The organism is Paraburkholderia dipogonis (genome assembly GCF_046027395.1).
Lineage (GTDB): Bacteria > Pseudomonadota > Gammaproteobacteria > Burkholderiales > Burkholderiaceae > Paraburkholderia > Paraburkholderia dipogonis_A.
Window position 1 is genome coordinate 25927 of sequence record NZ_JAQQEG010000042.1, and the last position, 12958, is coordinate 38884.

10 protein-coding genes are annotated in these 12958 nt (G+C 60.1%); 6 read left to right on the forward strand and 4 right to left on the reverse strand.

Features of this window, described 5'->3' with window-relative positions; genetic code table 11:
- The first annotated feature begins 23 nt into the window (after positions 1-23).
- The 6 genes from fahA (at position 24) to PQR32_RS33380 (ending at position 6399) form a co-directional block, all read left to right on the forward strand.
- Positions 24-1346, forward strand: coding sequence for a fumarylacetoacetase (gene fahA / locus PQR32_RS33355; protein ID WP_408237358.1), 1323 nt, complete (start codon positions 24-26; stop codon positions 1344-1346).
- A gap of 54 nt (positions 1347-1400) precedes the next feature.
- Positions 1401-1775, forward strand: a complete 375-nt coding sequence (locus PQR32_RS33360; protein WP_408237361.1) for a DUF485 domain-containing protein — start codon at positions 1401-1403, stop codon at positions 1773-1775.
- Positions 1768-3354 (forward strand): solute symporter family protein, encoded by a 1587-nt coding sequence (locus PQR32_RS33365; protein WP_408237364.1) that lies wholly within the window; start codon positions 1768-1770, stop codon positions 3352-3354. The genes PQR32_RS33360 and PQR32_RS33365 overlap by 8 nt, the downstream gene beginning before the upstream one ends.
- Before the next feature lies 1 nt (position 3355).
- Positions 3356-3994: a DUF302 domain-containing protein gene (locus tag PQR32_RS33370; RefSeq protein WP_408237367.1), complete on the forward strand. Its 639-nt coding sequence runs from the start codon at positions 3356-3358 to the stop codon at positions 3992-3994.
- Between the two features lie 245 nt (positions 3995-4239).
- On the forward strand, positions 4240-5205 hold the full coding sequence (gene gcvA, locus PQR32_RS33375) for a transcriptional regulator GcvA (protein WP_408237370.1): 966 nt from the start codon (positions 4240-4242) through the stop codon (positions 5203-5205).
- Between the two features lie 168 nt (positions 5206-5373).
- The gene (locus PQR32_RS33380; RefSeq protein ID WP_408237373.1) at positions 5374-6399 is read left to right on the forward strand and encodes an NADP-dependent oxidoreductase; all 1026 of its coding nucleotides are present in this window, start codon (positions 5374-5376) and stop codon (positions 6397-6399) included.
- A 164-nt stretch (positions 6400-6563) separates the two neighbouring features.
- Here the strand turns inward: PQR32_RS33380 and PQR32_RS33385 are convergent, their stop codons facing one another.
- From PQR32_RS33385 to PQR32_RS33400, 4 genes are all read right to left on the reverse strand, one after another.
- A complete protein-coding gene (locus PQR32_RS33385) occupies positions 6564-7307 on the reverse strand; it encodes a BON domain-containing protein (RefSeq protein ID WP_408237376.1) in 744 nt (247 codons plus the stop codon).
- Between the two features lie 67 nt (positions 7308-7374).
- Positions 7375-7860 carry an aminoacyl-tRNA deacylase gene (locus PQR32_RS33390; RefSeq protein WP_408237379.1) on the reverse strand — a complete coding sequence of 162 codons (486 nt, stop codon included), beginning with the start codon at positions 7858-7860 and terminating at the stop codon, positions 7375-7377.
- Positions 7861-7980: 120 nt separating this feature from the next.
- The gene (locus PQR32_RS33395; protein WP_408237382.1) at positions 7981-9522 is read right to left on the reverse strand and encodes a T6SS phospholipase effector Tle1-like catalytic domain-containing protein; all 1542 of its coding nucleotides are present in this window, start codon (positions 9520-9522) and stop codon (positions 7981-7983) included.
- Between the two features lie 170 nt (positions 9523-9692).
- Positions 9693-12665, reverse strand: a complete 2973-nt coding sequence (locus PQR32_RS33400) for an acetoacetate--CoA ligase (protein ID WP_408237385.1) — start codon at positions 12663-12665, stop codon at positions 9693-9695.
- Between the last annotated feature and the right edge of the window lie 293 nt (positions 12666-12958).

Here is a 12958-nt window from a genome sequence, read left to right on the forward strand (position 1 = left end):
TACCCGAATGAATCGAGGCGAACATGCAACCCACTCTGAATCAGACTCATGATCCCGCTGCGCGCAGTTGGGTCGAGTCCGCCAATGCACCGGCGTCTGACTTCCCAATCCAGAACCTGCCGTTTTCAGTCTTGCGCAGAAGGAATTCCGCTGAGGCGTTTCGGGGCGCGGTCGCAATCGGCGATCAGGTCATCGACATCGCCGCCTGGGCGTCTCGTGCCGGTCTGCATGGAATCGCGGGCGAGGCTGCGCGGGCGTGCGCCCAACCCGTGCTCAACACCTTCTTTTCGATGGGTCCGTCCGCATGGCGCGCATTGCGACATGCGCTATTCGCGGCGCTTCACGAGCGCGCCCCTTCGGACGATCGCGCGGCGATCGAGGCGTGTCTGGTCCCGCTAGCGGAAGTGGAATACAGTCTGCCTGCGCAGATCGGCGACTATACGGATTTCTACACCTCGATTCATCACGCGACCAACATCAGCAAGCTACTCGGCCTGAGCGGTGTGGGCGCCAACTTCAAATCGATACCCATTGCATACCACGGCCGAGTTTCGAGCATCGGGCCAAGTGGTCAGCGGTTCCGACGCCCAGCGGGTCAAATCATGCTCCCGGGCGAAGAAACGCCTATTTTCTCGCCGTCGCGCAAGCTGGACTACGAGCTCGAACTCGGCATTTACATTGGACAAGGCAATGCGGCTGGCGAGCCGATCGACCTTGATCAGGCCGACAGTCATGTATTCGGACTATGTCTGCTCAACGACTGGTCCGCTCGCGATATTCAGGCTTGGGAAATGCAGCCATTAGGGCCGTTTCTGGCAAAGAACTTTGCCACCACGATCTCGCCGTGGATCGTGACCATGGAAGCACTGGCGCCGTTCAGACTTCCCCTCTCACGCCCGGACACGGATGGAAAGCCGCTGCCTTATCTGGATTCCGACCGGAACAGCACCACGGGCGCCATCGATATTCAGCTGGAAGTCTGGATAGAGTCTGCCCGCCATAGAGCTGACCATCTCCCGGCGTCGCAACTCTCTCTCACGAGTTTCAAGCATCAGTATTGGAGCGTCGCACAGATGGTCGCGCATCACGCCGTGGGCGGCTGCAATCTGCGTCCGGGAGACCTGCTTGGCAGCGGCACCATTTCAGGTCCGGAGAAATCGGAAGCGGGCGCGCTGATGGAACTTGCACGCAACACAAGCGAGCCGGTCACGCTGAGTACGGGTGAAAAGCGCAGCTACGTGGAGGATGGCGACGCCATTATCCTGCGCGGCTACTGTGAGAAACCAGGCTTTGCACGAATCGGATTTGGAGAGAGTCGCGGCGAAGTCTTGCCAGCAAAACTCTAGTGATTAAGCCGCTTCAGATGTCTGCCATGAACACCATAACGGAGGAGACCTGACATGCAATCAATGGAATCAATCAACGCGGAGTTCGAGAGGCAAAACGTGACGAAAGTCAGATCATCCGGCCTGTTCCTCGCCGAAAAGACCCAAGCGCTGGCAAAGTTTCGCAACCGTTTCGTATGGTCGTTGCTTTATACCTCACTGGGAATCTATTTCGGCCTCTTGATCGCAGTACTGGAGTTTCCTGGCGCGATGTCCCTATCCGTCTATGGTGAGCTCAACCTTGGACTGCTCGCGGTAGTTCTTCAGTTCGCGCTCACGATCGCCACTTTCTGGGGTTACTGCGCATGGGCCGAGCGAGCCTACGACCCGAAAGCGGCCGAACTGCTTCGCAGCGCGTTTGCACAATCGAACGGTGATGGACATGAATAATCTGATCAGTCATGGCGGGCTCAGAATCATCGCCTTCGTGGGATTTATCGGGCTCAGCCTGATTCTGACCGGATGGAGTGCTCGCCGATCGCGCGGAACCTCCGGATTTTTCGTGGCCGGACGCAATCTGTCGCCGTTTCAGAACGGCCTCGCGCTGGCTGGAGACTTCATGTCCGCCGGATCGTTTCTCGGTGTGACGGGACTCGTTTCCCTGTTCGGATTCGACGGCATCGTGTATCAGGTCGGCTTCATCGCCGGATGGATCATGATCATGCTGATCGTCGCCGAGCCGGTCAGAAACTGCGGCAAATACACCCTCTCCGATGTGGTCGCACTCCGTCTGCGCAGCCGCGGCGTTCGAGCGGCCACATCGGGTTCTTCACTGATCATTTCGTTAGCCTATCTACTCGCGCAACTCGTTGGCGGTGGCGCGCTGGCCAGCCTGCTATTGCCGATCGGCACCAACGCCGCGATCGTGCTGATCGGCGTACTCATGATCGCGTATGTGCTGTTCGGCGGAATGGTGGCCGCGACTTACGTGCAGATCGTCAAGGCCGTCCTCGTCTGGACCGCCGGCGCGGTGCTCGTGCTGCTTGCTCTGGCGCATTTCTCCTTCGACGTGGGCGCGCTGTTCAATAAGGCACGGCTGTCATCGCTGCATCCAGCGCAGTACTTTGTGCCGGGCGGCTACTTCAAGGATCCGCTGGATACGCTGTCACTCACGCTCGCCCTGGCGTTGGGCACAGCGGGCCTGCCGCACGTCATGACCAGGTTTTACACGGTGCCGTCCGCCGTCGCGGCGAGAAAGTCCGCGAAAATCGGCCTGATAGTGATGACCTCGTTTGCGGTAATGATGATTGTGCTCGGATTTTCCGCGACCGCGATCGTGGGACCGGCGGCGATTCTCGCGACACATAGTTCAGGAAACAGCGCCATCACCCTGCTCGCCACGACACTCGGTGGCGGCGCTGGCTCCGCTGGCGGCGAACTCCTGCTCGCTTGCGTTTCGGCAATAGCCTTCGCGACGATTCTTGCGGTCGTCTCGGGCATCATGATTTCCTCGGCCTCGACCATCTCCCACGACATCTTCGGCCATCTCTTTTCGGCGTCTCGCGACAAGGAGCGTCGGCAGGTCGTGATCGCGAAGATCGCCACGATAGTCTTCGGTATCGTCGCCATGGGACTCGCGCTGCTCGTCAAGACGTTCAATGTCGCGTTTCTCGTTGGGCTCGCGTTCGCCATCGCGGCAAGCGCAAACTTGCCCGTGGTTCTCTTCTCGATGTACTGGCGGCGCTTTACGGATCGAGGCGCAGTGGCCGCCGTGCTCGCCGGTACCCTTTCCTCGATTGGCCTCGTGCTGCTGGGGCCGGCCGTCATCGGAGCGAAAGGACTCATCTTCAAAGATTCCACCCCGCCTTTCTGGCTCTCGAATCCCGGTCTGTTCAGCATTCCGGTGGGTTTTATCGCGGGCTGGATCGGATCGCTCACGACACGTCAGAACGCCGGCGACGCTTCCTTCGATGCTCAGCAACTTCGAATGCTAAGCGGCCTTGGAGCGGAAGCCGCGTCGGAACACTGACGTGAGAGAGCGCAATCCACCTACCTGTCCAACAAGGAGACATCCCGTGATTAACCTGCGTACTGCCGCTTCACGACTTGCATTGTCTACGGCCGCCGTTGCTACGATCGGCATGAACGTGTTCTGCGCGCCCGCGATGGCGGCGAGCGTCGAGGTATCGGAAACAAAGACGATTATCGATCACGTGACCGTCTCTTCCAGCAAACCCTACGCTTCCGTCAAACACGATCTGGAGAGCCGTCTCGGTCGACTTGACGATCATATCCGCACGCTGCTGAAGCAGGACAAGGTCGACGAATTGCGCACCGCCCTTCAGAAAGCCGCCGGCAACGACGGTCTTGTGATTCACTACATTGGGCTGCATGGAGACTGGCTCGTGCTGAAAGGACAGCGCAAGAACGGCACCGAGTATTTCACCGGCAACGTTCTCACCGCGACTGAAATGACCAGCGTCAATATGGCGGCGGGACTGTATGCGCCATTGCGTATCATGGTCTACGAGAACGCACAGGGTGGCACGACAATCGAGTACGATAAGCCGTCGACTCAACTTAGCCAGTTCCACAGCGCCCGGATCGATGTTCAAGGCCGTTCACTCGACGACCGGCTGGCGAAGCTCTGTGCTTCGGTATTGCAATAGCGACGTACGGATCTGACGGGCCAACGTTCTGTCGAATCGGCTATCTACCATGAAAATAAACGCTTCCAAACAGAAGTTCTTGCCTCTCGTGCCAACGGACAGCCAATCGCCGACAATTTCCGGCAAGGTCGGCTCCGATCTCTCGTCACCCGGTCCCTGCGCGCGGCACGATATGCTAACTTAGCGCGGCCGGGCGCCAATCGCGTCGAACCATTGCTTACTCTAAGGCTGTCGTTTTCCACCGTATGCCGTCCCCCACCAACGTGCCACGCCTTCCCCCTTTAAACGCGCTGCGGGCATTCGAAGCCGCCGCGCGTCATCTCAACTTCCGTGTCGCTGCAGAGGAAATAGGCGTAACTCAAGGTGCGGTTGCTCAACAGGTGCGCAATCTCGAAGATGTTCTTGGACTCCAGCTGTTCGATCGCCTACCGCGCGGGCTCGCGCTAACTACCGACGGTTCGATTTACTTCTCATCAGTGCAGCGCGCGCTGACGATCATCGCCAACGCAACGGAAGCGCTCGCACACCGGGCATCGAGTTTGACGGTCAGCACGACGCCTTCATTTGCGTCGAAATGGCTCATCCCACGGCTGGCAACATTTACGGACGCTTATCCATCGATTGAAGTGCGTGTGATCGCGGATCAGCAACTCTCGACTTTCAAGGGTGATGGTGTCGATATAGCGATCCGCCACGGCAAGCCGCCTTTTGGTAAAGGACTCGTTGCCGATCCACTCTTTCCGGTCGACATCTATGCTGTCTGCAGCCCTTCATTGGTCGACTCAAGACGACCACTGAGGAAGCCGTCCGATCTGAAGCGTCACGTTTTGCTGCATGATTCACATGACCTGTGGCCCGAATTTCTTGAAGCCCTGAACGAGGGGGGACATGTCGATCCGGGAAAAGGCCCTCGATTCAGCCAGTCCTCCCTTGCAATCGATGCGGCGATATCGGGCCAAGGCATCGCTCTGACTAGCGAGCAGCTCGTGGAAAGGGATCTCGCTGCAGGCCGCCTGTGTCGTCTCTTCGATTTCGCGCTGCATCTCTCGCTGGGCTATTACGTCGTCTATCCCGAGGACCGGCGCGACTCGGAAAATATTCGGGCAATGCGAGACTGGCTGATCACGCAGGCTCAATATGAACTGAAAACAGCGACAGCGAAGCGATCGCGACCAGGCAGTAGAAAAACTACTGCCAAGCTAGATCAATGATGATTCGACGGTGGCTGTCCATAATACTAAAATAGCGCTGCACGAAACCAGCCGCCTGAGATCGCTGCCTTGCCTTGTTGAATCCGTCAAAGCAACATCGCAAAGACTTGCGCGCGACTCATGTACATCGTTCCCACCGCATCGCAATTCGCACCGGAAATCCAATCCATGAACGCACCCTATTCGAATCGCCAATGGTTCTACGTAAAACGTCCTACGGGTCGCGTTGGATCGGAACACTATGAGCTTCGTGAAAGCGAAATCTCGGGACCGTTGGCGGAGAACGAAGTCATCGTTCACGCACGCTACATCAGCGTGGATCCGTATATTCGCATTCAGCAGCACGAGCGCAATACGTACGATGTGCCTCATCCCCTCGGCATCGTGCAACGCTCCGGTGTAGTGGGAGAAGTGGTCGAGTCGGCGAGCCCCCTGTTCGCCAAGGGCGATTGGGTATCGACTTATTCGGGTTGGCAGTTATATGCGCGGTGCCATCACAGCGAACTTACCAAACTCGATCCGGCAAGCGCACCGGTTTCTACGGCACTCGGTGTACTCGGCATGCCGGGACGTATCGCCTGGTTTGGCCTCACGGAAGCCGGCCGACCGCGCCCTGGCGATACGCTGGTTGTTTCCGGTGCCGCTGGGGCCGTCGGCTCGCTGGTTGCGCAGTTCGGGAAAAAGGCGGGCTGCAAGGTCGTCGGCATTGCTGGCGGTCCGGACAAATGCCGGTTCCTGCTCGACGAACTGAAGCTGGATCGCGCGGTCGATTATCGTCAACACAAGACACACGAAGACTTGTCAAGCGCGCTGCTCGAGGCTACAGGAGGGGTGGACGTTTATTTCGACAATGTCGGAGGCCCGATCACGGATGCGGTAATCCCTCTTATCAAGCGCCGCGCCCGGATCGTGATCTGCGGAGCGATCAGCCAATACGACGGTGGTTTGGACACGCCGGACGTGGGCCCACGATTTCTACAACACATGCTCTTTCAACGCGCCACCATCCAGGGTGTGCTGGCAAGAGACTACGTCAATCGTATGGACGAAATGGTGGCGCAAGTGGCGCCTTGGGTTAAGAGCGGTGACATCGTATTCAAGGAAACTTTCGTCGATGGATTCGAGCAACTGCCTGCTGCGCTGAATAGCCTGTTCGAAGGCGGCAACGTCGGCAAGTTGCTCGTGAGGGTTTAATCGCTAGAACAGGCGTCACCATTAGGGAGCGGCGGTGGCAGATTCCGTCGGCGACAGTTGCGTTTTCGCGCGCGATACATCGAGCCCCGACACAATACCGCCGCCATGCATCACAAGTCGCAACGGCCGGCTCTTGCGCGAACTCATTTCCTCCGGGCCTGCAGTCAGATCAAGGCACGCACCTGAATACGATTGACGACGCCCCCGATAGCATCCATGCACCAGGCGTCCTGTTCCGCCTGCCGGCTTTCGGCTTCGGTCGCCACCCAACCGGCTAGCGTGATCCGGTGGTTTTCCACGTTGACGGTGATCTGCCCGGCGCGCACGCGTGGATCGGTTTCGAGCACGAGGTTCAGGACGTCGGACATTTCATCGTCGCCATCCGCTTCGGCGGGCACCAACTCCAGCAGGTTCACCACGTCGCGGCAGCCGCCGACCCACCAGGCAGTCACACTCGCCAGGCGCCTGTGAGACAGGCTGATCACTTGCCCCGTCAAGGTCACCACGCCGTCCTTGACCGTAATCTCGATGACGCCGCTGCCGTCGTTGCCCGCTTCGTCCATGGTGCCGCGCAGCACTTCGAGCTGGCCCTTCACGCGTACACAGATCACACAGTTGCGGAAATCCATCGCCTGAGCGAGCCGTTCACCGATACGTGTGCGCAACTCGCCATCAGCGACCGGCGGGTTGGCGGTGACACGTAACTGGTCGACCAGAGGTTCGCCGTTGCTGTGTACCCGGGTCAACTGAATCAGGCGCTTCTTGGATGCGACATCCGGCACCTCGCCTGCCACGATCAAGGCACCGTCGTCGAAACTCATATGAATGGGATGATTGTGAAGCTTCAGGTGTGATTCGCGCTCGAAGGCTGCCAGCACCTGCTTCAGGACCGTATCGCTGCGTTGCATGATCCGCCTCGCGCAAAGGTTTGGGTGACGCAGCGCGCTTTATGCGGCGCTGCGCAAACCAGGCAGGTCACATTGGCATACCCTGCATGCGACGGGCGAAGCGGGTTCGCTCGGCACGGTCCATCAGATCCAGGAATTGATCCGTGTCCATATGAATCAGCTCCTCATGATCGCCGGCCTCGAAATAAACGTCCGGCTGCAGGGCGAGGCTCTCGTCAAGGTAGGTTTGCATGCCATAGGCCGTACAGACCGGCGGGAGCGCTCCCGCGTCGCAATCCTTGAACAACTCCCGCAAATCGGTCTCTTTGGCTAGCAGGAGATGGCGTCCGGTCTTTGCCCAAAGCTCGGACAGCCGCACGGCGTAGGTCGATGGCAGCACGGTTGCCACGTAGCCGTGCTCGTCTTCAAAGAGCACGGTCTTGGCGAGGCGATCGCCCGGAATATGCGCTGCCGCCGCGGTTTCGACGCTGGAATGGCTGTATGGATGATGCACGATTTCGTACTGCGAGCCCTTGCTGCGCAGGCAGTCCTGGAGCGTGGCTGAGATTGACATGACGCACCTCCGCTGGAAGCAGACAGGAAATTACTTCGCGAGATCCTTTAAGGATAGGTCGCTTTCGCTAGCGTGTGAAAAACATGCGGATGGCAGCGCCCTGAGTCCGCGGGGGCCGCGTTATGATGGTTGACCCGCTCCCGAACCTCCGGGTGCTGTTGCGGGTGCAGTCAGGCCATCAACGGCCGCATTGCTAGCCGGCATGCCACCTGATTCGGTTATTTCAACCCGCAGACTTCCTTGATTATTCCAATACGCCCAGCTGGCGTCGTTGGCGAAGCAATATAGATAGCCCGAGTAGGGAGCCTTGATCTCGACTTCTCTACCGATTCTGAAGTAGAAGGGATGAGGTGACACGCCTGTCGTGCCCGGTTGCCCCGCATGTGAGATTGCACCGCAGAGTTCGAACCAGTTCGCCTCCCTGACCCGCCTGGACCAGGCAAACAGGTGTTGCATCCAGTTACCTGGCGTTCCTTGCGCGCCGGATGGAGTGTCCCCATTCAGCCACCCTTGCCCTTCAGGCACCTTGAACCGGTAGCTCGTCCCTTCCTTCATGAAAATACCTGTCCAATTCCACAACGAGCTGGCGAAAACCCTCACCTGGACCGCCGCCGCAGGGTCTATGTTCGGTCGATAGGGAGCCTGGAAGATTGGCGGACTAGCCTGCCGTTCCAATGTCAGATCCGATATCGATTCAGAACATCTTCGGGAACCCTTCGCCAGATACGGAAAGGATCGAGGGCGAAAGCCGATTCTCCGGTAAAAGCCGGTGAGCGAGTTGTGGAGGACGCCATGTATCGCCGATGGCGACAACTGGTCCGCATGCGCTATCTGCTTCAACATGTCCGACTCGAACACCGCACCGCACTGCTCGGCCTCGGAAATCATCCATTTGAGCGTGGCATCGGAAAGTCCGGTCTCCTTGTAGCCGCCCCCAACGTCAGCGTGCACACCAGGGAACCACACTTGCGTCACGCTTGTCAGGTCGCAACCATCCGAGTCCGCCCACAACGTTGGAGAGAAGTTGTTCCGCTGCTCATCGATTGCAAGGGCATGTACCGCGCGCTTAACTTCCGGCGACAGCCTCGTGTCATGAAATTCGTAGCGCTTTCTGCCGAAGCCGAATACGTCCACGATTCCCGGGATGCCGAGAGCGCCCACTGTCTCCCACACCCCGAGGAAACGAATGGGCGGAGGTTTGCCATGCTCGATGCGGAACCGTTCCTGCCGGCTGACGCTTTCTGGTATTTTTGGGTCGAGCCGGTACAGGTTCCATGCCTGCCTCACCAGCGCCCAGGTTGCCTCGCGAGGAAGGCCACAATGGTGAAGCATGCCGACCAGGCTTCGAGCCGTGAACGCGCCACGAGAGAAGCCGATGACAAAGATTTCAGATCCTTCTTCGTAGTGGTCGGACAGCCACTTGTACGCGGTTCGAATGTCACGGGAGAGGCCCAGTCCTAGCGCACCATCTACGAGCCGACGCACCCGGCCTTCGTTAGCGCCAATGCCGACGTGATAGTACCGCAGCTGCTCGACGCCATCGTCGCCGTGGTCTCTCAATGCGTTGAAAAAGCGCACGACATTGGTTGGAACGGGCACGCCCTGAAACTGGTCGCTCTCCGAGTTCCATGTGCCGTCACAGCAAACGAAAAGTCTCTTCATGTTTGCGGCCCTGCTCGTCCGGCGCGATTCCGATACGAAAGCATGACACGGTTTGTCGGGAAACGAACGACGCGCCCCGTTTGTCTTTACGGTGATTCATGCGCAGTCCGGCCTTTCCGCCAAGCCCTGGTTGTTGACACCAACATGATATCGAACCACGTACCCGCCCGTTACGCGCCGGCCAGCTTGCGCGCGAGCGTGTCCGCCACCGTTGCGAGATTCGGCTCGACAACGAGATCAGTATGCGCGCCGTCGATGTTCTTCACCAGCAGACCACCCCCCGCGACCCGCTGCCAGGCGGGGAGCGGATCGCCCTGCCCGCCCTCCCTGACGGACGCGCGCACGTAGACGATCGGGCTGCCGAGATAGCGGCGCGGACGATACGTCGCCATCGCGACGCGCATCGACTCGCGTACCTGCCGCAGTACCGGCGGCAGTCCCTGCGTATCGGCTGCTGGCCTGGATGCCATTCTGCCGAGCCGCATGCGAATCCGGTCGGCGCCTCCGGACACCCTGTCCTTCAGATAGGCAAGGCGACCACGTGCGGAAAGCGCACGGAACGCTCGTACGCGCTTCGCCATGACCTCGCACTGGAAGCCGAACCACGCATGCCACGGCAAATAGCGTTCATCCACGTAGGTATCGAGCAAACACAGCAACTCGATCTTCTCGCCCGCCGCGACAAGCTGCTGCGCCATCTCGAACGCGACCAGCCCGCCGAACGAATAGCCGACCAGCGCATACGGACCGCTCGGCTGCACCGCGCGCATCTGCTCGACATAGACGCTCGCCATCTCCTCGACACGTCGCTGCGGCTCCTGGTCGCCATCGAGCCCGCGCGCCTGCAGGCCGTACACAGGCCGCTCGTTTTCCAGCGTACCGGCCAGCGTCAGGCACTCCATCACCGAGCCCGTGATGCTATGAAGCATGAAGACAGGCCGCCCGCGCCCCGCACGCATCGGCACGACGTTGGGATGCACGCCCTGCACGCCCTCTCCCGCGATGACGGCCGCGAGCCGCGCAATGGTCGGCGCGATGATGAGCGTCGCAAGCGGCAGGGTTCGGCCGGTTGCCAGCCTTATTTCGGCGAGCATCTGTGCGCCGAGCAGCGAATGGCCGCCGAGTTCGAAGAAGTTGTCGTCGAGACCGACCGGCGAGAAGCTGAAAAGCTGCTCCCAGAGCGCGCATAGATAGACTTCCACCTGCTCGGCCGATTCGCCAGGTTCCGGCAACTCGCGACGGGTGCGGGCCAGCGCGGGATGTGCGCTGATCTTCTCGACGCACCCGGGGTTCGCCAGCGACGACAGGTTGCGCACCGGCAGGCCGTTCACGGCATCGCGCGCGGCCGCCTCCGATGCCTTGCCATTATGCGTGACGGGCAGCGCTTCGACTTCGGCGATCACGTCCGGCACGAGTGCCGCCGAACCCTGCAGCATCAGTTCACGCCGCACGCGTGAAGCGAGTGCGGCGGTCATCTTCGCGCCCCGGCGCAATACGAGCAGCAGCACGACGCGCTGGCCTGATCCGCTAGCGTCATAGGCGGTCTGCGCGACGACCATCGATTGATGGATCTCGCTAATGCCGCTGACAATGCGATAGATCTCGCCGGGACTCACGTTGATGCCGCGCACGTTCAGCACGCCGTCGCTGCGCCCATGCAGGCGCGCCGAGCCCTGCGCCGAAAACTCGATGATGTCGCCGTGCGTCCATACGCCCGGGTTCGCCTTGAAATAGGCGGAGTGAAAGCGGGAGCCGTCCGCGTCGCCGAAGAAGCCAAGTGGGCGCGACGGAAACGCATTGACGCAAACCAGCTCGCCGGTCATGGAGGTGAGTGCGCCCTCGTTCCACGCCTGCACATCGAGGCCGAGACTCTTGCACTGTGCTTCGCCTGCATACACCGGCAGATTCGGGTTGCCGAGCACGAAGCAGCCGATGATATCGGTGCCTCCGGAAATCGATTGGAGCTGCAGCGGCTTGACGTATGAGCGCACCCATTCGAACTGCGAGTCGTAGAGCACGGCGCCCGTCGACATCATCGCGCGCAGCGCATCCAGCCCGAACTGCTCGCCGGGTTTCAGGCCCGCGTCCTCGCACATCTTCAGATAGGCGGGACTCGTGCCGAACACGGTTACGCGCTCATCGGCAACCAGCCGCCAAAGTGTGTCGACTTCCGTAACCGGTCCGTCGTACGTGACGATCTCGGCGCCTGAAGCCAACACCGACAACTGCCAGTTCCACATCATCCACGAGCAACTCGTATGAAAGTACAGCTTGTCACCCGGACCCAGGTCGCTGTGCAATTGATGCTCTTTCAGATGTTCGAGCAATGTCCCGCCAGCGCCGTGCACGATGCACTTGGGCTTTCCCGTCGTGCCCGACGAGAACATGATGAAAAGCGGATGATTGAACGGAAAACGCCGCCATTCGAACCGTGCGGCGTCACCATGAACGATGAGATCGCGCAACGAGTGCTGAGGTTGGCTGACGGTGCTCGGCAGCGGCGTTTCATCCAGGCAGATGACGTCGGTGAGCGTCGGCAACGCCGCGGCCACCGCAGCGACGTGCGCAGCGATCGAGCCGGCCGTATCGAATGAGCGCTGCGTCGTGTGCGCAAACAGCATGCGCGGCTCGAGTGGTTCGAAGCGGTCGAGGATCGCCTGCACGCCGGTTTCAGGCGCCGCAGTGGATAGCGTCGCGCCAACCGCCGTCACCGCGAGTGCCGTGATGATTGCCTCTGCGTCATTTCGCATCATCGCGACCACGCGGTCACCCGGCCGCAGACCGAGCTCGCTGAGCGAATAGGCAAGGCGCGCGACCCGGTCGCGCAGATCGCCGCGCGTCATCGTTTCGCGGCGGCCGTCGGCATAACGAGCGGTGAGTGCCGGCGACTCGTCCGGCGCAATCTTTCGCCCAAGAACGCTTTGCGCGTAATTCAGCTCGACGTCCGGAAAAAAACGCGCGGTCTCGCATTCGTCGCCGACGCAGGCCGGTTCCATGCTACCGCCCCATTCCATTCCTCCGGTCCACTGCAGAAAGCACTGCCAGAACCGGCGGGATTCGCGCGTCGAGTAGGCATGCAGTTCTGGATAGTCCGCGAAACGCTCGCCGGTGAAGCTCTCCAGCGCCGCGGTGAAGCGTGACATGCGCGATTGAGCGACGCGCTCCGGCAAGTTCTGAAATAGGGGTTCGCGCGCATACATGCGCATGCTCGCCCCGACGACCCTCTCGTGATTCATCCGCGCACCCGTATTGGAACAAAGCTTTTATAAGTATTTATCTGCCTGCCGGCAGCCGCCGGCGACCAGTCGCATTCCGACAATGCCTTGTGCTTGACCATGAGCACCGTTCTCTCGGGAACAGATTACTGCGCGACGCAACGATGCTATGTGCGACCTCACACAAAATTACATGCGCCGCAATGCAACGTCTCGCGGTG

What these genes read in the sequence shown, in the direction of transcription:
- gcvA (WP_408237370.1), top strand. Translation starts at nt 4,240, where the DNA reads ATGCCGTCCCCCACCAACGTGCCACGCCTTCCCCCTTTAAACGCGCTG.
- fahA (WP_408237358.1), top strand. Translation starts at nt 24, where the DNA reads ATGCAACCCACTCTGAATCAGACTCATGATCCCGCTGCGCGCAGTTGG.
- PQR32_RS33385 (WP_408237376.1), bottom strand. Translation starts at nt 7,307, where the DNA reads ATGCAACGCAGCGATACGGTCCTGAAGCAGGTGCTGGCAGCCTTCGAG.
- PQR32_RS33360 (WP_408237361.1), top strand. Translation starts at nt 1,401, where the DNA reads ATGCAATCAATGGAATCAATCAACGCGGAGTTCGAGAGGCAAAACGTG.
- PQR32_RS33390 (WP_408237379.1), bottom strand. Translation starts at nt 7,860, where the DNA reads ATGTCAATCTCAGCCACGCTCCAGGACTGCCTGCGCAGCAAGGGCTCG.
- PQR32_RS33395 (WP_408237382.1), bottom strand. Translation starts at nt 9,522, where the DNA reads ATGAAGAGACTTTTCGTTTGCTGTGACGGCACATGGAACTCGGAGAGC.
- PQR32_RS33400 (WP_408237385.1), bottom strand. Translation starts at nt 12,665, where the DNA reads ATGTCACGCTTCACCGCGGCGCTGGAGAGCTTCACCGGCGAGCGTTTC.
- PQR32_RS33365 (WP_408237364.1), top strand. Translation starts at nt 1,768, where the DNA reads ATGAATAATCTGATCAGTCATGGCGGGCTCAGAATCATCGCCTTCGTG.
- PQR32_RS33380 (WP_408237373.1), top strand. Translation starts at nt 5,374, where the DNA reads ATGAACGCACCCTATTCGAATCGCCAATGGTTCTACGTAAAACGTCCT.